This is a genomic window from Roseateles sp. UC29_93, assembly GCF_042695725.1.
GTDB classification, from domain to species: domain Bacteria; phylum Pseudomonadota; class Gammaproteobacteria; order Burkholderiales; family Burkholderiaceae_C; genus Roseateles; species Roseateles noduli_A.
The window spans coordinates 4152149-4178612 of sequence record NZ_CP170545.1; the positions used below are offsets into that span (position 1 = coordinate 4152149).

Consider the following 26464-nt stretch of genomic DNA (forward strand, 5'->3'; position numbering starts at 1 on the left):
ATGTAACGGGGTGTGCGCGGCGGGCACGCGGATTGCGTGAGCCATCGTTGGGACAGCCTCGGACGGTGGTGGAGGCAGACGAAAAAACGGCGCCCTGAAGGCGCCGTTGTCATCGAGGAGCGCGGCGGCTCCCGTGTCGTCAGGCCGGCTTGACCAGCAGCGAACGCGCCCAGGCGTCCGCCTCGCGGGCCGGCGTCTGGCCGCTGACGCGGATGCGGTCCAGCAGCTCGGCGACGCGGCCGCGGATCTGGCCGACCTCGGCCATCACGGCGTTCTCTTCGCCTTCGTTGCGGAACTCGCGCGCGACGCTGATGATGCCGCCGGCGTTCACCAGGTAGTCCGGCAGGTAGGTGATGCCGCGGGCCTGCAGCGCGTCGCCGTCGGCGGCGGTCGCGAGCTGGTTGTTGGCGGCGCCGGCGATCAGCGCGGCCTGCAGCGCGGGGATGGACTGCGCGTTCAGCGTCGCGCCCAGCGCGCACGGCGCGACCACGTCGACGTCGGCGGCCAGGATCTCATGGATGCCGACGGCCTTCGCGCCCAGCTCGGTCTGCGCGCGCGCGACCTTCTCGGCGTTCACGTCGGCGACGACCAGCTTCGCGCCGGCGCGGTGCAGGTATTCGGCCAGGTGCCAGCCCACCGCGCCCAGGCCTTGCAGGGCGACGCGCACACCCTCGAGCGACTCTCGGCGCAGCACGCGCTTGACGCCTTCGTCGATGGACACGAACACGCCGTACGCGGTCTTGGGGCTGGGGTCGCCGCCGAAGGCGCCGTCGCGCGGGATGCCCGAGACGTACTGCGTGTGCGCCATCATGCCCAGCATGTCGGCGGTGGTGGTGCCGACGTCCTCGGCGGTGATGTAGGCGCCGTCCAGCGACTGCACCGCGCGACCGAAGGCCGCGAACAGCGCGGCGCGGTCGAAGTCGCCCTGCGGCTTGATGATCACGGCCTTGCCGCCGCCGAAGGGCAGGTTGGCCAGCGCGTTCTTCAGGCTCATGCCCTGCGACAGGCGCAGCGCGTCGTTCAGTGCGGCCAGTTCGTTGTCGTAGCTCCAGAAGCGGCAGCCGCCGAAGGCCGGGCCGCGCGCGGTGCTGTGCACCGCCAGGATGGCCTTGAGACCGGTCACCGGATCGGCGGCCAGCAGCACGCGTTCGTGCGGAGCCTGGTCGGGCAGGCCGAAGAGGGAGGAGGGGATGGCGTCGGTCGAGCCGGCGGCGAGCGCGCGGGCGATGTCGGTGATGGCGTTCATGGGAACCTGCACTTGTGATGCTTGAAGAAGACCGGATCGCGGCGATCCGGCGGGGTCCGCTGCGCTTGTGGCGCACCGGCCCCGGAGTTTAAGCCGCCCTGTCGCGCCCGCGCCGCAGCACCCCGAGGTCCCCATGTCGGGCGATTGGCGCACGAGCAACGACGTGTTACACCTATCCATCGGAGAAGGACACAAGACGAATCCAATCGTCAGGGAGGCTCCGCATGTCAACTGATCGCAGCGACGACCGGTACCGGTCGATCGTGGAGGCGATCCCGAGCGCCATCGTGCTCGTGGATCGCCAGCGCCGGATCCGGCTGGTCAACCGCAAGGCCGAGGAGCTCTTCGGCTACGCCCGCGACGAGTTGCTCGACGCCTCGGTGGAGCTGTTGATCCCCAACCGCTTCCATGGCGACCACCCGCGTCACGTCGCGCAGTTCTTCGCGCAGCCGGAAACGCGGCCCATGGGCGCGGGGCGGGACCTCTTCGGCCGGCGCAAGGGCGGCGAGGAGGTGCCGATCGAGATCGGCCTGAGTCCGATCGAGACCGCCGAGGGCCTGTGCACGCTCGCCTCCATCATCGACATCACCGAGCGCAAGAGCGCGCGGGAACGTTACGAGGACGAGCTCCGGCGCAGCAATGCGGACCTGGAGCAGTTCGCCTACGTCGCCTCGCACGATCTGCAGGAGCCGCTGCGCATGGTCGCCAACTACACCGAGCTCCTGGCGCAGCGCTATGCGGGCCAGTTGGATGAGCGGGCCGACAAGTACATCCGTTACGCCTCCGACGGGGCGCGCCGCATGCAGCGGCTGGTGGCGGATCTGCTGGCCTACTCGCGGGTGGGATCGCAGGGCAAGCCGCTGGCGCCGGTCGCGGCGGACGAGGTGCTCGCCGCGGTGACGCACGGCCTGCAGCGCCTGCTGAGAGAGTCCGGCGGCACCGTCGACGCCGGGCCGCTGCCGCTCGTGCTGGCCGACGAGGTCCAGTTGCATCAGCTGCTGCAGAACCTGGTGAGCAATGCCATCAAGTTCCGCTCGGAGGCGGCGCCGCGCGTGCGCGTCGAGGCCCAGCGCGAGGGCCCGCGCTGGCGGTTCCGGGTCGGCGACAACGGCATCGGCATCGACATGCAGTACGCGGAGCGCGTCTTCCAGATGTTCCAGCGGCTGCACGAGCAGGGGCGATACGACGGCAGCGGCATCGGCCTGGCGATCGCCAAGCGCATCGTGGAACGGCATGGCGGCACGATCCGGATCGACTCGGAGCCGGGGCGCGGCAGTGTCGTGTCCTTCACGCTGCCCGCGGCCCAACCGGAGCAGCTCTCGTGAGCCGGCCGCTGAGCGTGCTCCTGGTCGAGGACAACCCCGGCGACGCCGATCTGGTGATCGAGACCCTGGAGCAGGGCAAGCTGATGCTGGACATCGCGGTGGCCGTCGACGGCGCGCAGGCGCTGGCGCGGCTGCTGCGCCAGCCGCCATTCGAGGCGGCGATGCCGCCCGACCTCATCCTGCTCGATCTGAACCTGCCCAAGGTGACCGGCCGCGAGGTGCTGGCGCGCATCAAGCAGGAGCCCGGCCTGCGGGAGATCCCGGTGGTGGTGCTGACCTCGTCCGACGCCGAGCACGACATCGTCAGGAGCTACCAGCTGGGGGCCAACTGCTACGTGACCAAGCCGGTGGGGCTGGTGGCGTTCCAGTCCATCGTGCAGGCGATCGAGGGCTTCTGGTTCACCGTGGTGAAACTGCCATGAGCGCCTTGCCCGACGACCTGGCCCTCGAGCCTCGACGCGCGCCCTGGCCGATCCTGCTGGTGGAGGACAACGACGGCGACGCCGACCTGATCACCGACCTGCTGGCCGAGGGCGGCACGGTGCCGCCCCGTCCGGTGCTGCGGGCCGCGCGGCTGGACGAGGCCGTGCGCGCGCTGCAGCAGCAGCGCATGTCGGCCATCCTGCTGGACCTGCGCCTGCCCGATGGGGAAGGCATCGACTGCGTGAAGGCCGTGCGGGCGCAGGCGCGCGACACGCCGATCGTCGTGCTCACGGGCATGGAGGACGACCAGCTCGCGCTGTCCTGCATGACGGCCGGCGCGCAGGACTATCTGTCCAAGCAGGACGTGCGCCCGCGCTCGCTGCTGAGGGCCATCGACTACGCGATCGTCCGCGCCCGCGAGGGTCGCGAGCGGATGCGCTCGCAGGCGCTGCGGCTGCGCAGCGCGGAGCTGGAGCTGGAGAACAAGCGCATCCTGGAAGTCAGCCGGCAGAAGGGTCGGGTGCTGGCCAACATGTCGCACGAGTTGCGCACGCCGCTGAACGCGATCATCGGCTTCTCCCAGTTGCTGACCGACGGCGCCGCCGGCCCGGACAGCCCGGCGGTGCAGCGCTACGGCGGACACATCCTGGCCAGCGGCCGCCATCTGCTGGCGTTGATCAACGACATCCTCGACATGGCGCGCATCGAGGCCGGCGGGATCGACCTGCATCCGGAAGCGACCCCTGTCGCCGAACTGGCGCGCGAAGTGGTCGACGTGGTGGCGGGCAGCTTCACCGACAAGGCGATGACGGTGCGGATGGAGATCGATGACGGACTGGGGAGCGTCTGGACCGATCCGCTGCGCTTGCGTCAGGTGCTCTACAACTACCTGTCCAACGCCTGGAAGTTCACGCCGGCGAACGGCGAGATCGTCGTGCGCGGCCGGCGCACCGGGGCACACGGCTTCCGGGTGGAAGTCTGCGACACCGGCCTGGGCATCGCGGCCGAGCATCTGCCCCGGCTGTTCACCGAGTTCACGCAGTTGCCCTCGGAAGAACGCCGCCGCTATCGGGGAACCGGCCTGGGTCTGGCGCTGAGCAAGCGCATCGTCGAGGCCCAGGGCGGCAGCGTCGGGGTGATGAGCTCGCCGGGCAACGGCTCGACCTTCTTCGCCGAACTGCCCGACCCGGGCGTGCCGCTCGTCAGCGCCCCATGAACGCGTCCGCGCGCAGCGTCACGACCAGCGTGTCACGATGGCCGGCATGCGCGGGATCGATCGGCTGGATAGGCGTGGTCTCGTGGATGACGCGTTCGTCGTCGAGCAGCAGCAGCGTCCACGGCTCCATCATCGTGAAGCGCTGGCCGCGCGGGCCATCCGCTTCGAAGACGCGCGACTCGCCGCCCTTGATGCCGTGGCGCGCCAGCATGAACACCGCCACCAGGTCCACGCCGTCGCGGTGCGCGCCCTCGGGCGTGGGCCGGCCGATGCCGCCCGCCGTGTCGATGCGGAACTGGTGCGCCTCGATGAACCAGGGCCGCGCGCCCTTGAGCCGGTCCGCGACCGAGGCCAGTCCCAGCAGCAGCCGCGGCCAGATCGGCAGGTCGACGGCGGCGGGATCCATCGGCTCGAACCAGCGTTCGATGCCGCCGTGCAGCGCGTTGTAGTCCACCGGCTGCCAATGCGCGCGATGCGGCGCCAGACGCACCGACGGCTCGGCCTGCGAGTCCACGACGAAGCTCGCATGCCGCCGGAACCGGTAGCGGCCGCCGTCGCGCAGGTAGGCGTCCGGGGGCAGGTCGTTCCAGTAGGTCTGCAGCGCGCGCAGATCCCCGGCCTGGCAGTGCAGCCAGTGCGTCAGGCTCTCGGGCGCGATGACGGTGTGGCCGAGGTTCTGCAGTTGATGTTCGAACTGCGCGGCGCTGGAGTACGGCGGCGGGAAATGCTTCATGCGCGAAAGTATGGAGCGTCGCGCCCGGGATGGCACATGTCACGCCGTGAACGCGGGATTGCCGGGGCGCTACGTGGACCGGATCAGCCCGCGTGTTTATCCAATTCGGACGTGAACGCGTCGGCGTAGAACTCTTCGGCGGGCAGGCCGCAGGACGCGACGAAGTCGCGCTGCGCGGACTCCACCATCACCGGCGCGCCGCACGCATAGACCTGGTGCTTCGACAGGTCGGGCAGGTCGGCCATCAGGACCTGGTGGACGAAGCCGGTGCGGCCGGTCCAGCCGTCCTCGGCCTTCGGCTCGGACAGCACCGGCACGTAGGTGAAGGTCGGCATCGCGGCGGCGGTCGCCACGGCCCAGTCGTGCAGGTAGAGGTCGACCTGGGACCGGCAGCCCCAGTACAGCGTCACGGGCCGGGTGATGCCCTCGTCCTGGATGCGCTCCAGGATCGCCTTGATCGGCGCGAAGCCCGTGCCCGAGGCGAGCAGCACGATCGGCTTGTCGCTGTCCTCGCGCAGGAAGAAGCTGCCGAACGGGCCTTCCATGCGCAGGATGTCCTTCTCCTTGAGCGCGCCGAAGACGTGGTCGGTGAACTTGCCGCCGGGCATGTGGCGGATGTGCAGCTCGATCGCCGGCGGCGTGCCGAGGCGGCTCGGCGCGTTGGCCATCGAGTAGCTGCGTCGCGCGCCGTCGCGCAGGATGAATTCGACGTACTGGCCGGCCCGGTACTGCAGGTTCTGCGTGGCCGGCAGCTGGAGCCTGACCACGGCGACGTCGCCGGCCGGCTTCTCCACGGTGATCACGCGGCTGGGCAGCTTCAGCACCGGGAACTCGCCGGCGCCGGGCACGGTGCGGGCCTCGACGGTGCAGTCCGTCTGCGGCTTGGCGCAGCAGGTCAGGATCAGGCCGGCGGCTTCTTCTTCCGGCGACAGCGCCTTGGTCTGGTGCTCGCCGTGCACGACCTGACCCTCCATCAGCCGGCTCTTGCAGGAACCGCAGGCGCCGTCCTTGCAGCCGTAGGGCAGGCCGATGCCCTGGCGGATGGCCGCGGCCAGCACGGTTTCGTCGTCGTCGACGGTGAAGTTGCGGCCGGCGGGCAGGACGGTGACCTGGAAGCTCATGATGCGGAGTCGGCGCGGCACGGGGCCGCGCGATGTCGTAAGAGGAGAGGGCGGAAGCGACACGGCCCGCGCGGTCCGCAGACCGGGGCGCGAGCCGTTCGAGCCATGAAGGCGATCTAAACTGGCCCGCCATTTTGCCCCAGCCCCGCTTCGACCCGCCATGTCCGGTGCCAATCCCGCCTCGCCCTCCGTCCACCGCCGCGGCCGCCGCAGCCGTCTGCTGATCGTCGGATGCGGCGATGTCGGGATGCGTGTGCTGCGGCAACTGGCCGGGCGCTGGACGGTGATGGCGTTGACGAGCAGCGCCGCGCGGGTCGATGAACTGCGCACCGCCGGCGCGATCCCGCTGATCGGCAACCTCGACGACGCCGCGACGCTGGGGCGGCTCGCGGGGCTCGCGGATCGCGTGCTGCATCTGGCGCCGCCGGCCGCGCAGGGGCGGACCGACGAGCGCACCCGGCGGCTGTTGCAGGCGCTGTCGCGCTCGGCGGCACCGGCGCATCTGGTCTACGCGAGCACGAGCGGGGTCTACGGCGATTGCGGGGGCGCGCGCATCGACGAGACGCGCCGCCCCAATCCGTCCAATGACCGCGCCTGGCGCCGGGTCGATGCCGAGGACCAGTTGCGCCAGTGGGGCCGCGCGACGGGCGCGCCGGTGACGATCCTGCGCGTGCCCGGCATCTACGCGTTCAACCGCGACGGCGGGCATCCGCGCGAGCGCCTCGGCAAGGGGCTGCCGGTGCTGGCGCGCGAGGACGATGTCTACACCAACCACATCCAGGCCGACGACCTGGCGCGCGCCTGCGTGCTGGCGCTGATGCGCGGCCCGCCGCAGCGGATCCTGCACGCGAGCGACGACAGCGAGCTGCTGATGGGCGACTACTTCGAGCTGGCCGCCACCGTGTGCGGCCTGCCGCCGCCGTCCCGCGTCACGCGGACCGACGCCCCCGGCGTGTTCTCGCCGATGCAGATGAGCTTCATGAACGAATCGCGCCGGATGGACAACCGTCGCCTCAAGCGCGAGCTGCGCCTGCGGCTGCGCTACCCGACGCCGCGCGAGGGGCTGCTCGCCGTCGAGGACTGAAGAGGGCGCGACGACTGAAGGGAAGGGCCGAGGGCGAGGGCGGCTCAGCGCCGGCGGCTGCCGCGCCAGTAGTTGATCATCAGCCAGGCGCCGAGCATGCCGCCCAGGTGCGCGAAGTGCGCGATGCCGCTGCCGCCGGTGATGCCCAGGAACAGTTCGAGCGCGCCGAAGATGGCGACGAAGTACTTGGCCTTCATCGGGATCGGCGGGAACAGCGGCATGATGACCCGGTCGGGGAACAGCAGCCCGTAGGACAGCAGCAGGCCGAACAGCGCCCCGGACGCGCCGACGGTGGGCGCGAGCGATCCCATCAGCAGCGTGAACACCAGTTGCGCCGCGGCGGCGGTCAGCGCGCTGGCCACCAGCAGTTGCGCGTAGCGCTTGCCGCCCCACACCGTCTCCAGCTCGGAGCCGAACATCCAGAGCCCGAACATGTTGAAGAACAGATGGGCGACGCTGCCATGCAGGAAGGCGTAGGTGATCGGCTGCCAGAACTCGAATCTGCCGGAATTCAGCGGCCACAGCTCCATCCCGACATTCATCGACGCCAGCGGCGTGATGACGATCGGGAGACAGAACAGGCCCACGCAGATCAGCATGAAGGCCTTGGTCACCGGAGGAATGAAGGGCATGGGGCAGGCGTCTTCAGAAGGCACCGCGGACGGCGCGTTGGGAAGGCGCAATGGACATGAGGTCAAGCCAATGCGTTCGGACCAGTGTAGCCCGGGCATGCGCAAGACCCGACCCGGGCCGCGCACGGCTTTCCCTTCAGCGGGATGACGGGAACCTGACAGAGGCGGCCAGGACGTCCGTGGCGCGGCTTGACATGCGGAACGGCCTGCCGAAAAACGCGGAACGATTGGAGGATGAGTTGCGGAAGAGGAGTTGCCAAGACCTGACCACCTGGAGGGTGGTGCCCGGAGCCGGACTCGAACCGGCACACCTTGCGGCGGGGGGATTTTGAGTCCCCTGCGTCTACCGATTTCGCCATCCGGGCGTCACGGCAACTTTCTGCGTGCGAAGCCACCGGGGGTGGCCTGCATGATCTGTTTCGGGGTTCGGAAGCGTTGCCGTGGAGGCAACGGTGAGCCGCGAAATGAGAAAGACATTATGCCACGCAGGAACACGCCTCCACTGAGAGAATGCATGCTTATGAGTGATGCAAGCGCCTTCGACCCCACGAGCTATCCGACCCTGGAAGACGTCATCGGCAACACGCCGCTGGTTCGGCTGCAACGCATGCTGGGGCCCGAACTGGCGGCGCGCGGCAACGTGCTGCTGGCCAAGCTCGAAGGGAACAACCCGGCGGGCTCGGTCAAGGACCGCCCCGCCATCAGCATGATCCGGCGCGCCGAGGAGCGCGGCGAGATCAAGCCCGGCGACACGCTGATCGAGGCGACGTCCGGCAACACCGGCATCGCGCTGGCGATGGCCGCCGCGATCCGGGGCTACCGCATGGTGCTGATCATGCCGGAGGACCTCTCGGTCGAACGCGCCCAGACGATGAAGGCCTTCGGGGCCGAGCTGATCCTGACGCCGCGTTCCGGCGGCATGGAATACGCCCGCGATCTGGCCGAACAGATGCAGCGCGACGGGAAGGGCCGGGTGCTCGACCAGTTCGCCAACAACGACAACCCGCGAATCCACTACGAAACTACCGGGCCCGAGATCTGGCGCGACACCGGCGGGCGCATCACGCACTTCGTCAGCGCGATGGGCACGACCGGCACGATCACCGGCGTGTCGCGTTTCCTGAAGGAGAAGAACCCGGAGGTGCGCATCGTCGGCGCGCAACCGGCCGAGGGCTCGCGCATTCCCGGCATCCGCAAGTGGCCGGCCGCGTATCTGCCCAAGATCTACCGGCCTGAGACCGTGGACGAGCTGGTGCTGGTCGGCCAGTCCGACGCCGAGGACATGGCCCGCCGCCTGGCGCGCGAGGAAGGCCTGTTCGGGGGCATCTCGGCCGCCGGCGCCTGCTGGGTCGCGATGCAGATCGCGCGCCAGGTCTCGAACGCGACGATCGTCTTCGTGGTCTGCGACCGGGGTGATCGATATCTGTCGACGGGCGTCTTCCCGGCCTGACGGCGCGCGGCCAATCAGGGATGATGGCCGCATCGCGACACGCAGGCGCCACCGCGCCCACGCCTCATGAGCTTCCGCTTCTGCCCGCAATGCGCCAGTGAACTGGCATGGATCGAGCTGCCGGAAGACGGCGGCCCGAAGACCCGGCTGCGTTGCCCGAACTGCGACTTCACCCACTGGAACAACCCGACGCCGGTGCTGGCCGCCGTCGTCGAATGCGTCGACCGCGAGGGCCAGGTCTTGCTCGCGCGCAACGCGGCGTGGCCGGGACCGTTCTTCGGCCTGATCACCGGGTTCATGGAAGCCGGCGAGTCGCCGGAAGAGGGCATCCGGCGCGAGGTGCTGGAAGAGACCTCGCTGGAAGCGCTGGGCGCGACGCTGATCGGCGTCTACGACTTCCAGAAGAAGAACCAGGTCATCATCGCGTACCACGTGCCGGCGCGCGGCGAGGTCACGCTGTCGCCGGAACTGGTTGAGTACACGCTGACGCCGCCGGGGCAGCTCGAGTGCTGGCCCGCCGGTACCGGCCAGGCGCTGGCGGACTGGCTGCGCGGGCGCGGCATCGAACCGAAGTGGATGGCGCCTCGCGGCTGAGGGGGCTGACTAGAATCCGCTTCATCGCCCCCGGTCATCGGCGGCAAGGACGCTCTCATGGACATTCACAAGGAACTCGACACCCGCGGCCTGAACTGCCCGCTGCCCATCCTCAAGGCCAAGAAGGCCCTGGCGGAGATGGAAAGCGGCCAGCTGCTGAAGGTCGTCGCGACGGATCCCGGCTCGACGCGCGACTTCCAGGCCTTCGCGCGACAGACCGGCAACGAGTTGGTCGAGCAGAGCTCGGCGGGCGACGAATACATCCACGTGCTCAAACGACGCTGAGTCGAAGACATCCCCGGAAACGAAGAAGGCCACGCGATGCGTGGCCTTCGTGCTTCATGACGCGGCAGTGACGGGAAGTCCTGCCGTCAGAAGTTCAGCGCGGTCAGATTTCCAGGGCCTTGAGGTACTCGCGGAAGCTGGCGCCCAGTTCCGGGTGCGCCAGCGCCAGTTCGACGTTGGCCTGCAGGAAGCCTTCCTTGCTGCCGCAGTCGTAGCGCTTGCCTTCATAACGGAAGGCGAAGACCTTCTCGCGGCGCATCAGCGCGGCGATGCCGTCGGTCAGCTGGATCTCGCCGCCGACACCGCGCGGCTGGGTCGCGATCTCGCGGAACACGCCCGGCGTCAGGATGTAGCGGCCGGCCACGCCCAGGCGCGACGGCGCGTCCTCGGGGGCGGGCTTCTCGACCATGTGGGTGAGATCCATCAGGCGGTCGCTGATCGCCGCGCCGGCCACGATGCCGTAGCGCTTGGTGTGCTCGGGCGGCACTTCTTGGACCGCCAGGATGGACGCCTGCCATTCGGCGAACTGGTCCACCATCTGCTTGAGCACCGGCGGCTTGCCGACCATCAGGTCGTCGGCCAGCAGCACGGCGAAGGGCTCGTTGACGACGACGCATTGCGCGCACAGCACCGCATGGCCCAGGCCCAGGGCCTTGGGCTGGCGGATGTAGATGCACTCCATGTCGTCCGGCTTGATCGAATGGACCATCGCCAGCAGTTCCTTCTTGCCGGCGGCTTCCAGTTCGGTCTCGAGTTCGAAGGCGGTGTCGAAGTGATCCGGAATGGCACGCTTGTTACGGCCGTTCACGAAGATCATCTGACGGATGCCCGCCGCGTAGGCTTCCTCCACCGCGTACTGGATCAGCGGCTTGTCGACCACCGGCAGCATCTCTTTGGGCTGCGCCTTCGTGGCGGGCAGAAAGCGTGTGCCGAGTCCGGCAACCGGGAAGATTGCCTTGTTGATGAGGGCCATTTACGTACACTCCGACGGTAATTGCGCCGGCATTCTTGCACGGCGCAGCTGAAAGAAAATCAAACAAACCTCTCCAAACCGCTCATGGCAGTGCTAGTCCTGGAACCGCTGGAGGCTGACGTCCTGGAATGGCTGGCGGAGCGCCACGTCATCCAGGCCGCACCCGATCTGGCGGAGGCGCCGCACGCCTTGAGAGAGCATGTTGCGCAGGCCCAGGCAATTTTCTTGCCCGCCTCGATCGCGCTGGATGCGGAGATGGTCCGGCGCGCGCCTCGCCTGCGTGCCGTGGGCCGCATCGGCGCCGGCGCGGAGAACATCGATCTCGAAGCCTGCCGCGCCGCCAACATCGAGGTCGTGCGTGCGCCGACCGCGGCGGCATCGGCGGAAGCCGAGTTCGTCATCGGCGCGCTGCTGGCGCTGCTGCGCCGCGTCCCCGTGCAAGGGGCGGATGGCAACTGGGTGGGACGCGAGCTGGGTTGCGCCACGGTCGGCCTGGTCGGCCTCACGCCGTCGGCGCGCCAACTGGCGACGCTGCTGCCGGCCTTTGGTGCGCGCGTGATCGGTTATGACCCCAGCCTGCACCATGCCGACCCGCTCTGGGGTCAGTGGGGCATCGAGCCCTACGGCTTGCGCGAGTTGATGCAGGCCGCCGACGCGGTCAGCGTGCAGCTGGCCTACTTCCCGCGCTACCGCGGCCTGATCGGCGAGCGGGTGCTGAACTTCTGCAAGCCGTCGCAGGTACTGGTGTCGACCTCGCACTCGGCGCTGTTCGATGAACAGGCGCTGGCCGACGCGCTGCAAGGCGGCCGGCTGCTGGCGGCCTGGCTGGATCTGATGGAGCCCGGCCTCATGGAAGCCGGGCGTCCCTTGCATGGCGTGCCCGGATTGCAGGTCACGCCGCGGATCTCGGCGACGACGCGCGAGTCACGCATGCGCGCCGCGTGGAGCGTGGCGCGGCGGATCTCTGAGATCCTGGCCACGCCCGCCGTCCAGCCTGAGTTCAGGCCGACCCACCCAGGCGCGCTGCCTGATCTTTTAGCCGAGCCACGGTGGCGCTGAAGTCGGCGATGCGCTGACGTTCCTGCTCCACGACGGCCGCCGGCGCGCGCGCCACGAAGCCTTCGTTGTCCAGCTTGGCCTTGGCCTTGGTGATCTCGCCTTCCAGACGGGCGGTTTCCTTGGCGATGCGGGCGCGCTCGGCCTCGACGTCGATCTCCACCTTCAGCGCCAGACGCGCCGTGCCGTGCACCAGGACCGGCGACATCGCGCTCTGCGCGTTGAAGGCGGTCTCGTCCTCGATCAGCTCGACGCTCTGCAGCTTGGCCAGCACCTTCAGCGCGGGCGCCGCCTCGCGCAGGAAGGACAGGTCGCCGCCGGCCAGCAGCGGCACGCGGTCGGACGGGCTCAGGCCCATCTCGCTGCGCAGGCTGCGGCAGGTGCCGACGACCGACTTCAATTGCTCGACCCAGGCCACGGCCTGCGGATCGATGCGCTCCGGCTGGGCGACGGGGTAGGCGGCCGTGACCAGGTACTCGGTGGACTTGCGGCCCGCGATCGGGGCGACGGTCTGCCAGAGTTCCTCGGTGATGAACGGCGCGATCGGGTGCAGCAGGCGCAGGATGGTCTCCAGCACCCGGATCAGCGTGCGGCGCGTGGCGCGCTGCGCGCCGTCGTTGCCTTCGGCCTGCGCAGTCTGCAGCTGGACCTTGGCCAGCTCCAGGTACCAGTCGCAGTACTCGTCCCACACGAACGAATAGATCGCGTTGGCGACCTGGTCCAGGCGGTAGTCCGCGAAGCCTTGCGCGACGGCCTGTTCGACCTTCTGCAGCTCGCTGACGATCCAGCGGTCGGCCTGCGAGAACTGCAGGTAGCCGTGGGCGCTGCCGCCGGGGGCGCATTGTTCCTTCGTGTGCTCCACCAGGCCGCAGTCCTGGCCTTGCGTGTTCATCAGCACGAAGCGCGTGGCGTTCCACAGCTTGTTGCAGAAGTTCCGGTAGCCCTCGCAGCGCTTGCTGTCGAAGTTGACGCTGCGACCCAGCGTCGCCATCGCCGCGAAGGTGAAGCGCAGCGCATCGGCGCCGTAGCCGGGGATGCCTTCGGGGAACTCCTTCTCCGTGGCCTTGCGGACCTTGGGCGCGGTCTCGGGCTTGCGCAGGCCCTGCGTGCGCTTGTCCAGCAGCGGGGCCAGCTCGATGCCGTCGATCAGGTCGACCGGGTCGAGCACGTTGCCCTCGGACTTGCTCATCTTCTTGCCCTGCGCGTCGAGCACCAGGCCGTGGATGTAGACGTGCTTGAAGGGCACCTGGCCGGTGAAGTGCGTCGTCATCATGATCATCCGGGCGACCCAGAAGAAGATGATGTCGTAGCCGGTCACCAGCACCGACGACGGCAGGAAGAGGTCCTGCTCCAGCGTCTTCGCCGGCCAGCCCAGCGTCGAGAAGGGCACCAGCGCCGACGAGTACCAGGTGTCCAGCACGTCCTCGTCGCGCGTCAGCGGGCCGGTGTAGCCGGCCGCCGTGGCCTTGGCCTGGGCTTCGGCCTCGTCATGGGCGACGAAGACCTCGCCGTTGCTGCCGTACCAGGCGGGGATCTGATGGCCCCACCACAGCTGGCGCGAGATGCACCAGTCCTGGATGTTGTTCATCCACTGGTTGTAGGTGTTGACCCAGTTCTCGGGAACGAACTTCACCTCGCCGCTGGCGACGACGTCGATCGCCTTCTGCGCGATGGACTTGCCGTCCTTGCCCGGCTTGCGGGTGGCGACGAACCACTGGTCCGTCAGCATCGGCTCGACGATCTGGCCGGTGCGGGTGCAGCGCGGCACCATCAGCTTGTGCTTCTTGACCTCGACCAGCAGGCCCTGGTCCTCGAGCGCCTTGACGATCAGCTTGCGCGCGGCGAAGCGGTCCAGGCCGCGGTACTCGGCCGGGATCTCGTCCATCGTGTCCACGACGGTCGCATCCAGCGTGAAGATCGTCAGCATCGGCAGCTGGTGACGCTGGCCGACCTGGTAGTCGTTGGTGTCGTGCGCCGGCGTGACCTTGACGACGCCGGTCCCGAATTCCTTGTCGACGTACTCGTCGGCAATGACCGGCACCAGGCGGCCCGTGATGGGCAGCTTCACCTGGCGGCCGATCAGGTGCTTGTAGCGCTCGTCCTCCGGATGGACCATGACGGCGGTGTCGCCCAGCATGGTCTCGGGACGCGTGGTCGCGACGACCAGCGACTCATCGCCCTCGGCCATCGGATAGCGGATGTGCCACAGCGAGCCGTCTTCCTCCTCGCTCTCGACCTCGAGGTCGGAGACGGCGGACTTCAGGATCGGGTCCCAGCTCACGAGGCGCTTGCCGCGGTAGATCAGGCCCTCGTCGAAGAGCTTGACGAAGGTGTCGACGACGACGGGCGAGAGCTTCTCGTCCATCGTGAAGTACTCGTGGCCCCAGGACACCGAGTCGCCCATGCGGCGCATCTGCTGCGTGATGGTGGAGCCGGACTGCTGCTTCCACTCCCAGACCCGGGCGACGAAGTTCTTGCGGCCCAGGTCGTGGCGGTTCTGGCCCTGGCCCTGCAGCTGGCGCTCCACGACGATCTGCGTGGCGATGCCGGCGTGGTCGGTGCCGGGGACCCACAGCGTGTTGTGGCCGCGCATGCGGTGGTAGCGCGTCAGCGAGTCCATGATGGTCTGGTTGAACGCGTGGCCCATGTGCAGCGTGCCCGTCACGTTCGGCGGGGGCAGCTGGATGCTGAACGACGGCTTGGCCGGATCGAGCGTCGGCTCATAAAGGCCCTTGGACTCCCACAGCGGGCCCCAGTGGGCTTCCAGGGACGCGGGTTCGAAGGACTTGGCGAGTTCGGTCATGGGGGCGCTCCGCCGTGAGGCGGTGTCATCTGGGCGAGGGACAAGGTGAGCCGACGATTGTAGGGCGCCAGGACCGCACGAAGCCTCTGGCCGAGGGGCCGCAGACGGGGGACACCCCAGAGAGGGGTGCGCTTCCGCCGGGTAGCGGATGTCGAATCCGGACACCCTGACGCGTCGTGTCAGCAGGGACGCCGTTTGCGGCTGCGTTTCGCCCAGTTCCCCCTTGGAGGCATTCCCTCGGACAGGGCAACGGCGATACAAAACGAAAAACAGCGATACCGCGGTGAGATGCCCTGGCGAGGGGGCATGGGAATCATGGCGACATGGATTCACCGCCCGGACACCCGGGCTTTACCGAGGAATTGCAACATGCATCTGTTTCGACGCTGGAGCCACCACCATGAACGTCAGCACGCTCACTTCGACCACGATGGTCGTTTCAGTCCTGTCGGCCCTGTGTGTGACGATGGCTACTACGGCCCGCTGCCCGTCACCGGCCCCTGGTACCGCTTCGGCGGTTTCGGCGGCTTCCCCTGGGGGTGGGGCGGTCTTGGATACGGGCATGGCGGTGGGCATGGCGGTGGACATGGACGCGGACACGGTCGCCACGGCCACCACGGTCGCCATGGTCACCACGGCGGTCATGGGTGGGGCGGCTTCGGCGGGGGCCTGGGATCCGATGCCCACCACGCCGGCCGCGGCGAGAGGCTGCAAGCCCGGACCCGCGCCTTTCTGGACCTGAGCGACAGCCAGGCCGAACTGCTGGAGCGGCTGATCAGCCATCTCGCCGCGGCGCGGCGCGCGGTCAGGGCGCTGGCGCGCGGCCCGGAGGTCGCCCGCCTCGTCGAGACCGAGAACTTCCGTCGCGACGAGGCGCAGGAGCTCTTCGACGGCCAGATCGAAGCGCTGCGCGCGACCGGTCCGGCGCTGGTCGCGGCCTCCGGCGACTTCTTCGACGCCCTGGACTTCGACCAGCAGCAGATGCTGCGCTTCCTGCTGCGCCGGCTGCGTCGCCGGGCGGGGCGGGGAGAGGGCCGTGACGGACGCGAGGGACGCGATGGCCGCGACGGTCGGGACCGTCCGGACCCGCGCGACGCCGCCGACGACCGGAGCCTCTGATGGACAGCCGCGACTGCCGGCAGCCCCCCGGGCTGCTGCGGCCGGTCATCGACCGCAACCGCTGCGAAGGCAAGGGCGATTGCGTCGAGGTCTGCCCCTACGGTGTCTTCTCGGTCGGCACCTTGCCGGTGGAACGGCGCAAGGAACTGAACCTGTTCGGCAAGCTGCGCGGCTACGCGCACGGCTGGCAGCAGGCGTTCACGCCGAACGCCGACGTGTGCCGCGCCTGCGGCCATTGCGTCAAGGCCTGTCCCGAGCGGGCGATCACGCTGGTCCGGCACGGCCACAATGGACGCCACGATGCATCGATTGCTGCTGATTGACGACGACGAGGCGCTGGCCGCGCCGCTGGCGAGCTACCTGGCGCGCTTCGACTTCGCGCTGAGCGCCGTGACGCGGCCGAGCGCCGCGCTCGCGCGCCTGGCCGAGGAGCGCTTCGACGCGCTGATCCTGGACGGCATGCTGCCGGAGATGGACGGCTTCGCGTTCTGCAAGCGCGTGCGCGGCGGGACGGAGCCGTGGCGCGAGATCCCCATCCTGATGCTGACCGCGCGCGGCGACCTGACCGACCGCGTGGTCGGCCTGGAGCTGGGCGCGGACGATTATTTGTCCAAGCCCTTCGAGCCGCGGGAACTCGCGGCGCGGCTGCAGACGATCCTGCGTCGCACGCGACTGTCCCCCGCGGCGGCGGCGGCGGCGCCGGCCGCGACGACATTGCGCTTCGTGGGCCTGGACATCGATACCGCGCGCCGACAGGTCACCGTGGCCAGTGGCCCCGTCGAGCTGACGAGCACCGAGTACGAACTGCTCGTGATGCTGGCGCGGGAACCCGGGCGCGTGTTCTCGCGTGACGAGATCCTGAACCAGCTGCGCGGCCAGGAGGCTGACATCTTCACCCGGGCGGTCGACATCCTGGTGAGCCGGATGCGCCGCAAGCTCGAACCGCTGGAGGCGCTCAAGACGCTGCGCAACGCGGGCTACTGCTTCGCGTTGCCGGCCGCGGGCGAGGAGGGCGCATGAACGATCCGCGCCATCCCTACGATCACTGGAACGATCCCCGCCACCATGAGCGGCGGCGCGACGACTGGCGTCGCCGGGAACGGCAGGTCCGGCGCCTGCACAAGCTGGAGAAGATGCGCCGCTGGGCGGAGATGGAGGCCAAGGGCATCCCGTTCCCGCGCGAGCGCGGCTGGCGCTGGCACATGCGGGCGCGCAACCGCTGGCACCAGCGCTGGCATCGGCATCATGCGCATTTCAAGCATTCGCTGGGCGCGCGGCTGATCGCGATCTTCGTCGTGCTGGCCTGTGCCGGGATCGGCATCCTGTGGGCGTCGATGCAGGTCGAGTACGGCCTGCTCTGGGCGATCCCGCTGCTGCTGCTGGTGACAGGTCTTGCCTACGGCGGCATCCGCCACCTGGTGGGGCCGCTGCGCGAGCTGGCGGCGGGGGCGGAAGCGTTCGGGCGGGGCGACCTCGCGCATCGCGTCCCGATCTACCACCGCGACGAGATCGGCGACCTCGCGCACCGCTTCAACCAGATGGCCGAGGACATCCAGGCGATGCTCGACGGCAAGCGCGCGCTGCTGCTGGCGATCAGCCACGAGCTGAGAAGCCCGCTGACGCGGGCGCGGCTGCATGCGGAGCTGGTCGACGAGGGCGCTTCGAAAGCGGCGTTGCTGGACGAGCTGGGCCAGATGCGCGAGCTGATCTCGGCGCTGCTGGAGAGCGAGCGCCTGGGCAGCGGCCACCGTGCGCTGCAGGTCAGCGATTGCGACCTCGGCGCGCTGGCGCGGGAGCGGGCCCAGCCGGGCGTCGCGCTGCGCGTCGACCGTGACCTGCCCGTGCTGAAGCTCGATCGCATGCGGGTGCAACTGCTGCTGAGAAATCTCGTCCACAACGCCCTGCGGCACAACGACCCGGACGTCGGGCCGGTGATGGTGAGCGTCGAACGTGATGGCGACGGCGCGACGCTCACCGTGCGCGATCACGGGCCGGGCGTGCCGGCGGAGGCGCTGCCGCAGCTCGGCCAGCCGTTCTTCCGCCCGACGAGGCGCGGGCGCGCAGCGAGGGCGGCGTGGGTCTGGGCCTGTCGCTGTGCCGGCTGGTTGCCGAGGCGCACGGCAGCCGGCTGGAGCTGCGCAACGCGCAGCCGGGCTTCGAGGCGGTGGTGAGATTCCCCTGAGCGGCGGGCTCACCCACTCGTGCTCACCCACTCATGCGAGTGGGATCCGGCGATTCGCCTACCGAGACAGGTCGGTCCTCCTGCGAGAACCCGTGTGGCGCCGATGCCAACGATTTCATTGAATCGATTTCATTGATCTTTTCGTGCCAGGTCTTGCGGGTGTCGCAGGAAGATCCCTCTCCCGCGTCGTCAGGCGCGGTCCATGTCATCCCGACGAAGGTGATGTTTATGAATTGATCCGATCTGACTGGAGTGGTCCATGTCCCCGATGTCCTCGTCTTCCTCTTCTCAAGCCAGCCCTTGCGGCGCTTCCAACCTTTCCTTCTCTTCGGCCGCCTCGGCCGCCTCGGCCCGCTTCCGTGTCCCGGCCGGCTTCCACGCCAGCCTCGATGACGAGCTCGACGACGATCCCGGCGCCGAGCTCGCCGCGAGGGCGCTCGACGCGATGTCCCTCGATGCGGGCGCCGGCGGCGGCATGCCGCCTGCGCCGCCCGCGCCGCCACCGGCGTCCGCCGCCGCTGCGGCTCCCCGTCGCCCGAAGACGCTGTTCATGCAGCGCCGCCTGATGGAACTGCGACCGCTGCTGCGCCTGAACGGCGAGGAGTTCGAAGCCTTCCTCTATCAATCGCGCATGTACCCGACGCTGAGCCGCTTCGCGCCCGGCAACGTCGAGTACTGCGTGCCGCGCCGCGACATCACGGTCGGCGTGGCGATGAAGACGCTGCGCGAGCGCATCGAGCATGCCGCGGTCATCGCCGAGCTGGTCTGCCGCCTCAAGCGCGACGACGAGGAGGAGGGCGCGCTGTGCAACGACGACGAGGCGGTCGTGGCCACCGCCGCCATCCGCGACGACCTGCGCGAGGCGCTGGGCATGCTCGGCGTCTACGAGCAGGCGATCCGCGACGGCGTGCCGGTGGTGCAGTACCACGAGCCGGTGGAGGACGACGCCCGGTAAGCCGCGGGTAAGTCGGGGGAACGGAGGATGCGCCCTTAACATCCGCACTTCCGCCCCCGCTGCCCATGAACCGAATCGCCCTGGTCGAGGACCACGTCCGGCTGGCCGGCCTGATCCGTCAGGCCCTGCAGGCCGCCGGCATTCCGACCGATGTCTTCCACGCGATGGAAGCCGCCTGGGTCGCGCATCGCGACGTCGGCTACGCGGCGCTGGTCATCGACCGGGGCCTGCCGGACGGCGACGGCCTGTCGCTGGTCAAGCGCCTGCGCGCCGCGCACCAGGGCACGCCCTGCCTGATGCTCACGGCGCGCGACGCGTTGCACGACCGCATCGACGGACTCGAATCCGGCGCCGATGACTACCTCGCCAAGCCCTTCCCGATGGAGGAGCTCGTGGCTCGCGTGCGGGCGCTGATGCGCCGGTCCGTGGCGGTACGGCCGTCGCGCGCCGTCTTCGGCGACATCGAGGTCGTCATCGAGGAGGCGCTGCTGGTGCGCGGCGAGGTCTCCGTGACGCTGGCGCCGGCGGAGCTGCAGATCGCGATCGCGCTGGTGCAGCAGCAGGGGCGCACGGTGCGGCGCGCGGCGCTGGAGGCGGCGGCCTGGGGCCTGTCCGAGGCGGTGACGCCGAATGCGCTCGACGTCGCGCTGCATCGCCTGCGCAAGAAGCTGAATTCCCTCGGCTCGGCGCTGCGCATCGTCAATCTCAGGAACCACGGGTATGCGCTTCAAGATGCGGTGGCCGAATAGCCTGCGCAACCGCGTGCTGGCGGTGCTGGGGGCCAGCATGGTGCTCAGCGCGGTACTGGTGGGCGTGGCGTCCATGGTGCTGTGGGAGCCCTTCACGCGCTGGGTGCTGCGTGACCAGATCGAGGACAACGGTGATGCACTGGCGCGCAATCTGCGCTTCGATGCGCAGGGCTGGCCGGTCGGCATCAACGAGAAGGCGATCGAGCCCTGGGTCTTCGACAGCCTGCGCAACGAGGTCATGTTGCGCGTGGCCGACCGCGAGGGCCGGGTCGCGTATGCCCCCGACGGATTGAAGACCACGTTCGCACCGGACTGGAAGCCCTTCGAGCCGCGACGCCAGTCCTTCACCTTCCACCGCAACGGCGTGGCGATGCATGCGGCCACCGTGCCCTACGACCATGCCGGGCGCCGCTGGTACATCCAGTTCGCCGTCACCGATCGTCTGGTGCTGCTGATGCGGAAGTCGATCGGTTTCGACGTGTTCCGGCAGGGGGTGATCGCCCTGGGCGCGACCTTCGTGCTGGTGTTCCTGATCACGATCCACGTGGCGCTGCGGCAGGCCTTGCAACCGGTGCGCGAAGCCTCCAGCGCCGCACGTCGCATCGAACCGCGCACGCTGGCCGACCGGCTGCCGGCGGCGGGTCAGCCGCGGGAATTGCGCCCGTTGATCGAGGCCTTCAACGCGGCGTTGGACCGCCTGCAGGGCGGCTTCAGGACGCAGCAGGAATTTCTGTCGAATGCCGCGCACGAGCTGAAGACGCCGCTGGCGCTGATCCGCGCCCAGGTGGAGCTGGTCGAGCCCGGCGCGTGGCGCGATCAGGTGCTGGACGACATCGACCGCGTCGCGCGGCAGGTGCAGCAACTGCTGCTGCTGGCGGAGGCCAGCGAGCAGCGCAACTACCGCGTCGAGGCGATCGATCCGACGCCGGCACTGCGTGAGGTCTTCGAGTTCATGGAGCGCGTGGCCGCGAGGCACGACGTGACCCTGGGCCTGCACGTGAACCCGTCGCTGCGCTTCTGGCGGGCGGATCGCGGGGCGCTGTTCACGCTGCTGAAGAACCTGCTGGAGAATGCGATCCAGCACAGCCCGCGCGAAGGCGTGGTCACGCTGATGGCGGGGCCGGACGGCTTCGCGGTCGCGGACCAGGGCAAAGGCGTGGCCGAGCGGGACCTGCCGCGCATCTTCGAGCGCTTCTGGCGCGGTGCCGACCGGCGAGAGCAGGGGGCCGGCCTGGGGCTGTCGATCTGCACCGAGATCGCGGCGGCGCACGGCTGGCGGCTGAGCGCGCATCGGCGGATGCCGGGGCCGGGGCTGGAGCTGCGGTGCGCCATGACGGCGGCGACCGATGCCTGGCCAGACCGAGGGGCTGCGCCAGCGATGCCCGGACGCGGCATCGAGCCACCGACGGCGCCGGAGGCCACCGCAAGCCCCTCGGGCGCCGGGGTCCAGGCGGGCTACTCGCAGGCCTTGGCGCGCGCGTTGTTCTGAGCGGGGGCTGCCGACCGTCTGGTGGATTGACGGCCATGCCGCCCGCGGCTCAATAATCCTGCCGCGAAAAGAACCTTCAGGGAATCAAGGCGTGCAGCACTTTCACCGATTCAATGTTGCCCGATGCGCAACGGCCATCGCGATCCTCTTCGGCCTGTCTGCTTGCCAGACAGTGCAGCCCGAGGAGGACTCGATGCTGACGGCGGATGCCGTCTCCGTCTTCAGCACCGAGCAGGACGCGGCGGCGGTGGCCTCCGGCCATCCTGGCGCCGTGCCCCGGATGATCGCCCGCGAGACGGACCTGGTGGTGATCGGACGACGGACCTGTGACGCGGGCGCAGTGCAGGTCAAGGCGCCGGACGGGTTGATGGGATGGTCTGTGGCGACGTCGCTCAAAAGCGCCGGACCCTGTCCGCTTCCCGGTGTGACTGGCTGACGGATCGACTCGTCCGTGACTGACCCGGCACACGCCGGGCTGCTTCGTGGCTATCATCGCCGCGATCAAGGAGACGACATGACCACACGCTTCTGGATGGCGCTCACCGCGGGCGCACTCTTGGCCCTGACTTCCCTGTCTGCGGCGGCTCAGGAGGTCACGTTGACGCGGCTCGATTGCGGCAACGGGACCAACGACCCTCGGCGCTTCAGCGATACCTTCGCCTACACCGAGACGAGCAAGCCCTTCACCTTCAGCTGCTACGTCATCCGGCACGGCTCGGACGTGATGGTCTGGGACACCGGCTACCTGCCGGGCTCCGCGCCCAACGCGACCAACAAGCCGCTGGGGGATCTGCTCAAGCAGATCAAGGTCGATCCGGCCGACGTGAAGTACGTGGGCATCAGCCACTTCCACGCCGATCACACCGGTCAGGTGAGCCTGTTCAAGAACGCGACGCTGCTGATCGGCAAGGCCGATTGGGAAGCCATCAACGCGACGCCGCCGATGGCCGGCGCGAACGCCAAAGGCTTCGCCGAGTGGATCGCCGAGAAGCGCAAGGTCGAGCCGCTGAGCGCGGACAAGGACGTCTTCGGCGACGGCACCGTCATGGTCCTGCGCGCACCGGGCCACACGCCGGGGCACAGCATCCTGCTGGTCCGCCTCAAGGAGATGGGGCCGGTGATCCTCAGCGGCGATTCCGTCCACTTCCACGAGAACTACGAGCACGACGGCGTGCCCGGCTTCAACGACGATCGCGCGCAGACGCTCGCCTCGATCCAGCGCGTCAAGCAGATCGAGAAGAACCTCAAGGCGACGGTCATCATCCAGCACGACCCGCGCGACATCGGCAAGCTGCCGGCCTTCCCGGCGGCAGCGAAGTAACGGCTTCGGAGCGCCGAGGCCGAGGCTGAAGCCAGGGCCGAAGCGCTCCGGATCGAGCCTCGCTCAAGCGCCGCTCAAGCGCCGCTCAAGCCCTGCGCCAGGCTGACCTGCTGCCGCCAGGCATGGTCCACGCGACCGTCCTGCGTGCTGCGGTGCTCCGCGAAGTAGCGCGACGGGCAGTCGCCATAGCAGCGCATCCACACCTTCGCCAGGTGGGCGGAATCGGTGAATCCCGACGCCTGCGCGATGGCGGTCAGGGCGCGTCCGCTGCCGAAGAACATCGCTGCGCGCTGGATCTTCACCGCCAGCGCGTATTGCCGCGCGGAGATGCCCAGCGATCGCAGGAAGCCGCGCGACGCCTGCGCGGCGGTCATGCCGACCGGCGCGCCGAGCGCGGCCAGATCCTGTGCGGGGTCGAGCCGGAGGCCCGCCATCATCTGCGCCACGCGCGGATCGAGCGGCCGATGCGGCGCGACGCTGTCCGCCACGCTGCCCACCAGCATCTGCACCGACGCTCGCAGCCGCCGTCCGCTCAAGGCATCGCGGGCAAAAGCGGCGGCGCAGTCCAGCAGGCCCGCGAAGTGCTGGTCATCCAGCACCCGCACCGGCGCGCGATCCGGCCAGCGGCTGAAGGTGTTGTAGCGCGGGTGGGACGGCTCGAGGTCGATCAGCACGACCGGCTGCCCGCCGGAGTCGATGGCGCGCGATGCAAACGGACGCACCGCCACCAGACGGCCTTGCCAGTGCTGGCCGTCGACGCTGACGCTCAGCGGTTGCGGCGTCAGCGCGCAGGCCAGCGTCACCGAGTGCCGCCGCACCCGCGAGCGCACGGCGCCGCTCGCGTAGATGAAGCTGTCGCCCAACAGGCCCAGGCGAGGGCCGACGAAGTTGCCAGACATCATGGCGGCATGCTGCGTCCTGCGACGCCGCCGCGTCAAGGCTGAACCGCGCCGCGCTCCTGGTCATAGCGGACCTGCGCGCGCATGGCCTTCTCCTCCATGCTGCGCGCTGTCGAGGTGTCCTCGCGCATGAGCTCCAGGATGCGACGCGCGACGGCGTCGTCCTGCGCGAACATCTGCTGGGCCGCTTCCGCGCCGAAGTGGGCGGCTCGCAGCGCCTGCATCGTCCGCAGTTGCGCCAGTCCCTCTTCGGGCACCAGCGGCGCCTGGCCCGGCGGGAACGCGGCGGCCTGGGCGGTCTGGTAGGCCTCGAACTGCGCCACCAGCTCGCGGGCGCGCGCGGCGGCCGGCGCCGGCAGGCCGGCGAGCTCGGCGTCCATGCGGGCGGCCAGCGCATCGCCTTCGTTGAGCGCCAGCATCGATTCGGCGCGCAGGCGCATCGGCTGGTCGACGACCAGCCGCCCCCGTGCATCGGTACGGAACACGCGTTGCGGCTTCCCATCAAGACCTGGCACCGCTGCGGGCAATGGGACCGCGGCGCCCGCGGCGCCCGCGTCGACCGGAACTCGGGCCGACGCTGTCGGCGTGCCGACGGCCTCGGAAGCGGCGGTCGAGCGGGACCAGGGGAATGCCGTCTTCGGGTCCTCGACGACCGCCGGCGCGTGAGCGCCGGCGGCCAGCCAGGCGAGGAGGGCCACGGCGCCGAGGCCGGCGGCGAGGGCCAGCGCGACGCGCCGGCCCCGTTGGCGATCGGACATGTGCGACATGGCGTCCTCCATCGGGCTCAGTAGGGGCAGTTCTGGTTGTAGCGGTCGAAGATCAGCGCGGTCGCGTAGGCCGTGTGCGGCGCGCCGCACAGGAACGGCGAGTAGCGCGTGTCCGCGTCCACGAAGCGCTTCATCCAGGTCACGCCGTAGCGGCCGATCGGCGTGTTGGTGCTGTTGGGCGTGAAGTGGGTGGCGCCGTTGAGCTCCGCATAGGCCTTGAAGGTCGTGGCCGGCAGGCTGGCGTAGAAGGGCCGCGCATGCACGGCCACCGAGGCCACCGTGTCGCCGTCGGCGCCGACGATGAGTGTCGGCACCCGCACCTGGGTGAAGCTGGTGCTGAGGTTCCACGGCGTCAGCGGCAGCGCGGCCTTCAGCGTCGGGTTGTCCTCGGCCGCGATCAACGCGCCGCCGCCGCCCATCGAGTGGCCGGCCACGGCCAGCCGCGTGCTGTCCACGCGGCTTCTCACGGTGCTGCTGGCGCTGTTGACCACGTGGTTGAGCGCCGCCATCAACTGCGTGGCGCGACTGGCGGGCTGGTCCAGCGTCGTGTTGGTGTTGATCGTGATCACCACCAGGCCGTGAGTGGCCAGGCGGCGGCCGAGCCAGGCGATGCTGGATTCGGTGGCGGTGAAGCCGGGGCTGATGGCGACCACGCCGTAACGGCCGGCGGTGGTGGGGTAGTAGATGGTGCCGCCGCCGAAGCCGCGTGCGAGCGTCACGTTGCTGGTCGCGACCGCGAAGGATCCCGAGGTGGCGTTCAGGCTGGCGGAGGTGGGGTCGGGACCGATCTGGGCCGAGGCGCTGCCGGCCGCGAAGGTGGCGAAGGCGGCGCACAAGGCTGCGGTCCGCCAGGCGGTCCGCAGCGAAGCTGGCTGAGTCATGGTGTCTCCCTTGATGAGGTGCCGCGGTGCGAGATGCACCGGGCCAGCCCAGTCTAGGAAGCGCACCGTCGGAGTGCCTTGTATGCATCCGGGGGAGGCACCCCCTAGGATCGTTGAGGGAAAACCCTGGGCGGATCTCACCGCTAGGATGCCGGCATGCCCACCGTCGCCCCTGAGGTCGCAGCCACGCCCGACGCCGCCAGCACCCGCCTGCGCGACCTCGCGCGCCTGCGGCGCGTGCGTGACCGCATCGACCGCGAGTACGCCCAGCCGCTGGACGTCGAGGCGCTCGCGTTGGGCATCGGCATGTCGTCCGGGCACCTCAGCCGGCAGTTCCGGCTGGCCTACGGCGAATCGGTCTACGCCTACCTGATGACCCGCCGCATCGAGCGCGCGATGGCGCTGCTGCGCCGCGGCGACCTCAGCGTCACCGAAGTCTGCTTCGAGGTCGGCTGCTCGTCGCTGGGCACCTTCAGCACGCGCTTCACCGAGCTGGTCGGCATGCCGCCGAGCGTCTACCGCCGCGACTCGGCGGCCGAGGCCGAAGGCCTGCCGTCCTGCGTCGCCAAACAGGTGACGCGTCCGATCAGGAATCGAGAAGCGCCGGAGAAGACGTCCCCCTAGACTGCCTTCCAAGGGTCCGGACCCCGGCGGCGACGGCCGCCGACCTCTCTGACACCACCCATCTGGAGACACGCATGGACATCACCATTCATTCGACCTTCCTGCCGCACGCGGACGCCGAGGAGTCGCTGGCCTTCTACCGCGACGGTCTGGACTTCGAGATCCGCAAGGACGTCGCCTTCGGCGGCAACCGCTGGATCACGATCGGGCCGAAGGGCAAGCCGGACACGTCCATCGTCCTGTTCCCGCCCAACGCCACGCCCGGCCTCACCGACGAGGAGAAGCGCACCGTCGCCGAGATGATGGCCAAGGGCACCTACGCGATGCTGCTGCTGGGCGCGAAGGACCTGGACGCGACCTTCCAGCGCCTGCAGTCGCGGGACGCGGAGATCGTGCAGGAACCCACCGACCAGCCCTACGGCGTGCGCGACTTCGGCGTGCGCGACCCGGCGGGCAACATGATCCGTATCCAGCAGCTCAAGAACTGACCCCGGAGACTCGAATGCCCAGCACCACCGATCCGAAGAAGAAGCCCTT

At 69.4% G+C, this 26464-nt stretch carries 28 protein-coding genes and 1 tRNA gene; 19 read left to right on the forward strand and 10 right to left on the reverse strand.

Annotated features, from left to right (window positions below):
- Nucleotides 1-139: 139 nt before the first annotated feature.
- Nucleotides 140-1246, reverse strand: coding sequence for a Glu/Leu/Phe/Val dehydrogenase (locus ACFJIX_RS19350; protein WP_377153872.1), 1107 nt, complete (start codon nt 1244-1246; stop codon nt 140-142).
- A 224-nt stretch (nt 1247-1470) separates the two neighbouring features.
- On the opposite strand from ACFJIX_RS19350, the gene ACFJIX_RS19355 reads away from it, so the two are divergent.
- The 3 genes from ACFJIX_RS19355 to ACFJIX_RS19365 are packed head-to-tail and all read left to right on the forward strand — an operon-like array spanning nt 1471 to nt 4210.
- A complete protein-coding gene (locus tag ACFJIX_RS19355; RefSeq protein WP_377153875.1) occupies nt 1471-2571 on the forward strand; it encodes an ATP-binding protein in 1101 nt (366 codons plus the stop codon).
- The gene (locus ACFJIX_RS19360) at nt 2568-2993 is read left to right on the forward strand and encodes a response regulator (RefSeq protein WP_377153878.1); all 426 of its coding nucleotides are present in this window, start codon (nt 2568-2570) and stop codon (nt 2991-2993) included. Before ACFJIX_RS19355 ends, ACFJIX_RS19360 begins: the two co-directional genes overlap by 4 nt.
- On the forward strand, nt 2990-4210 hold the full coding sequence (locus tag ACFJIX_RS19365; RefSeq protein WP_377153881.1) for an ATP-binding protein: 1221 nt from the start codon (nt 2990-2992) through the stop codon (nt 4208-4210). The genes ACFJIX_RS19360 and ACFJIX_RS19365 overlap by 4 nt, the downstream gene beginning before the upstream one ends.
- Here the strand turns inward: ACFJIX_RS19365 and ACFJIX_RS19370 are convergent.
- Entirely contained in the window at nt 4197-4943 is a 747-nt protein-coding gene (locus tag ACFJIX_RS19370; RefSeq protein ID WP_377153883.1) for a 2OG-Fe dioxygenase family protein, read from the reverse strand. The genes ACFJIX_RS19365 and ACFJIX_RS19370 overlap by 14 nt on opposite strands.
- Before the next feature lie 83 nt (nt 4944-5026).
- Complete coding sequence (locus ACFJIX_RS19375) at nt 5027-6064, reverse strand: CDP-6-deoxy-delta-3,4-glucoseen reductase (RefSeq protein ID WP_377161858.1); 1038 nt, start codon at nt 6062-6064, stop codon at nt 5027-5029.
- 160 nt (nt 6065-6224) lie between these two features.
- On the opposite strand from ACFJIX_RS19375, the gene ACFJIX_RS19380 reads away from it, so the two are divergent.
- Nucleotides 6225-7148: an NAD-dependent epimerase/dehydratase family protein gene (locus tag ACFJIX_RS19380; RefSeq protein WP_377153886.1), complete on the forward strand. Its 924-nt coding sequence runs from the start codon at nt 6225-6227 to the stop codon at nt 7146-7148.
- A gap of 44 nt (nt 7149-7192) precedes the next feature.
- Here the strand turns inward: ACFJIX_RS19380 and ACFJIX_RS19385 are convergent, their stop codons facing one another.
- Together ACFJIX_RS19385 and ACFJIX_RS19390 are read right to left on the reverse strand one after the other, a co-directional pair.
- Complete coding sequence (locus ACFJIX_RS19385; protein ID WP_377153889.1) at nt 7193-7780, reverse strand: rhomboid family intramembrane serine protease; 588 nt, start codon at nt 7778-7780, stop codon at nt 7193-7195.
- A 279-nt stretch (nt 7781-8059) separates the two neighbouring features.
- Nucleotides 8060-8145: transfer RNA gene (locus tag ACFJIX_RS19390), tRNA-Leu, on the reverse strand.
- A 155-nt stretch (nt 8146-8300) separates the two neighbouring features.
- On the opposite strand from ACFJIX_RS19390, the gene cysM reads away from it, so the two are divergent.
- The 3 genes from cysM to ACFJIX_RS19405 all read left to right on the forward strand — a co-directional run bounded on the left by cysM (nt 8301) and on the right by ACFJIX_RS19405 (nt 10109).
- Nucleotides 8301-9230: a cysteine synthase CysM gene (gene cysM, locus ACFJIX_RS19395; RefSeq protein ID WP_067274271.1), complete on the forward strand. Its 930-nt coding sequence runs from the start codon at nt 8301-8303 to the stop codon at nt 9228-9230.
- A 66-nt stretch (nt 9231-9296) separates the two neighbouring features.
- Nucleotides 9297-9824, forward strand: coding sequence for an NUDIX domain-containing protein (locus tag ACFJIX_RS19400; RefSeq protein WP_377153893.1), 528 nt, complete (start codon nt 9297-9299; stop codon nt 9822-9824).
- Nucleotides 9825-9881: 57 nt separating this feature from the next.
- On the forward strand, nt 9882-10109 hold the full coding sequence (locus ACFJIX_RS19405; protein ID WP_067274265.1) for a sulfurtransferase TusA family protein: 228 nt from the start codon (nt 9882-9884) through the stop codon (nt 10107-10109).
- 103 nt (nt 10110-10212) lie between these two features.
- Here ACFJIX_RS19405 and galU read toward each other — a convergent pair whose 3' ends face one another.
- Nucleotides 10213-11082: a UTP--glucose-1-phosphate uridylyltransferase GalU gene (galU, locus tag ACFJIX_RS19410; protein WP_377153896.1), complete on the reverse strand. Its 870-nt coding sequence runs from the start codon at nt 11080-11082 to the stop codon at nt 10213-10215.
- A gap of 84 nt (nt 11083-11166) precedes the next feature.
- Here galU and ACFJIX_RS19415 point away from each other — a divergent pair, with 84 nt between their 5' ends.
- The gene (locus ACFJIX_RS19415; RefSeq protein ID WP_377153899.1) at nt 11167-12141 is read left to right on the forward strand and encodes an NAD(P)-dependent oxidoreductase; all 975 of its coding nucleotides are present in this window, start codon (nt 11167-11169) and stop codon (nt 12139-12141) included.
- Here ACFJIX_RS19415 and ACFJIX_RS19420 read toward each other — a convergent pair.
- On the reverse strand, nt 12083-14941 hold the full coding sequence (locus ACFJIX_RS19420; protein WP_377153901.1) for a valine--tRNA ligase: 2859 nt from the start codon (nt 14939-14941) through the stop codon (nt 12083-12085). The two genes, ACFJIX_RS19415 and ACFJIX_RS19420, sit on opposite strands and share 59 nt — an antisense overlap.
- A 369-nt stretch (nt 14942-15310) precedes the next feature.
- Here ACFJIX_RS19420 and ACFJIX_RS19425 point away from each other — a divergent pair, with 369 nt between their 5' ends.
- The 9 genes from ACFJIX_RS19425 (at nt 15311) to ACFJIX_RS19465 (ending at nt 22756) form a co-directional block, all read left to right on the forward strand.
- Complete coding sequence (locus ACFJIX_RS19425; RefSeq protein WP_377153904.1) at nt 15311-16060, forward strand: hypothetical protein; 750 nt, start codon at nt 15311-15313, stop codon at nt 16058-16060.
- Nucleotides 16060-16383, forward strand: coding sequence for a 4Fe-4S binding protein (locus ACFJIX_RS19430; RefSeq protein WP_377153906.1), 324 nt, complete (start codon nt 16060-16062; stop codon nt 16381-16383). Before ACFJIX_RS19425 ends, ACFJIX_RS19430 begins: the two co-directional genes overlap by 1 nt.
- A complete protein-coding gene (locus ACFJIX_RS19435; protein WP_377153908.1) occupies nt 16361-17080 on the forward strand; it encodes a response regulator transcription factor in 720 nt (239 codons plus the stop codon). Before ACFJIX_RS19430 ends, ACFJIX_RS19435 begins: the two co-directional genes overlap by 23 nt.
- Nucleotides 17077-18231 carry a sensor histidine kinase gene (locus ACFJIX_RS19440; RefSeq protein WP_377153911.1) on the forward strand — a complete coding sequence of 385 codons (1155 nt, stop codon included), beginning with the start codon at nt 17077-17079 and terminating at the stop codon, nt 18229-18231. The genes ACFJIX_RS19435 and ACFJIX_RS19440 overlap by 4 nt, the downstream gene beginning before the upstream one ends.
- A 270-nt stretch (nt 18232-18501) precedes the next feature.
- Nucleotides 18502-19197 carry a hypothetical protein gene (locus ACFJIX_RS19445; protein ID WP_377153914.1) on the forward strand — a complete coding sequence of 232 codons (696 nt, stop codon included), beginning with the start codon at nt 18502-18504 and terminating at the stop codon, nt 19195-19197.
- Nucleotides 19198-19262: 65 nt separating this feature from the next.
- Nucleotides 19263-19946 (forward strand): response regulator transcription factor, encoded by a 684-nt coding sequence (locus tag ACFJIX_RS19450; RefSeq protein ID WP_377153917.1) that lies wholly within the window; start codon nt 19263-19265, stop codon nt 19944-19946.
- On the forward strand, nt 19930-21435 hold the full coding sequence (locus tag ACFJIX_RS19455) for a sensor histidine kinase (RefSeq protein ID WP_377153920.1): 1506 nt from the start codon (nt 19930-19932) through the stop codon (nt 21433-21435). Before ACFJIX_RS19450 ends, ACFJIX_RS19455 begins: the two co-directional genes overlap by 17 nt.
- A 91-nt stretch (nt 21436-21526) precedes the next feature.
- The gene (locus tag ACFJIX_RS19460) at nt 21527-21871 is read left to right on the forward strand and encodes a hypothetical protein (RefSeq protein ID WP_377153923.1); all 345 of its coding nucleotides are present in this window, start codon (nt 21527-21529) and stop codon (nt 21869-21871) included.
- A 78-nt stretch (nt 21872-21949) separates the two neighbouring features.
- Nucleotides 21950-22756 carry an N-acyl homoserine lactonase family protein gene (locus tag ACFJIX_RS19465; protein ID WP_377153926.1) on the forward strand — a complete coding sequence of 269 codons (807 nt, stop codon included), beginning with the start codon at nt 21950-21952 and terminating at the stop codon, nt 22754-22756.
- A 74-nt stretch (nt 22757-22830) separates the two neighbouring features.
- On the opposite strand, the gene ACFJIX_RS19470 is transcribed toward ACFJIX_RS19465, so the two are convergent.
- From ACFJIX_RS19470 to ACFJIX_RS19480, 3 genes are read right to left on the reverse strand one after another with little or no spacing between them, the layout of a single operon-like run.
- Complete coding sequence (locus ACFJIX_RS19470) at nt 22831-23658, reverse strand: helix-turn-helix domain-containing protein (RefSeq protein ID WP_377153929.1); 828 nt, start codon at nt 23656-23658, stop codon at nt 22831-22833.
- Between the two features lie 32 nt (nt 23659-23690).
- The gene (locus ACFJIX_RS19475) at nt 23691-24422 is read right to left on the reverse strand and encodes a lipase secretion chaperone (protein ID WP_377153932.1); all 732 of its coding nucleotides are present in this window, start codon (nt 24420-24422) and stop codon (nt 23691-23693) included.
- Between the two features lie 17 nt (nt 24423-24439).
- Nucleotides 24440-25303, reverse strand: a complete 864-nt coding sequence (locus ACFJIX_RS19480) for an alpha/beta hydrolase family protein (protein ID WP_377153935.1) — start codon at nt 25301-25303, stop codon at nt 24440-24442.
- A 156-nt stretch (nt 25304-25459) separates the two neighbouring features.
- Between ACFJIX_RS19480 and ACFJIX_RS19485 the strand changes: the two genes are divergently transcribed.
- A complete protein-coding gene (locus ACFJIX_RS19485) occupies nt 25460-25927 on the forward strand; it encodes a helix-turn-helix transcriptional regulator (protein WP_377153937.1) in 468 nt (155 codons plus the stop codon).
- 74 nt (nt 25928-26001) lie between these two features.
- Nucleotides 26002-26415 carry a VOC family protein gene (locus ACFJIX_RS19490; RefSeq protein ID WP_377153939.1) on the forward strand — a complete coding sequence of 138 codons (414 nt, stop codon included), beginning with the start codon at nt 26002-26004 and terminating at the stop codon, nt 26413-26415.
- Nucleotides 26416-26464 lie beyond the last annotated feature (49 nt).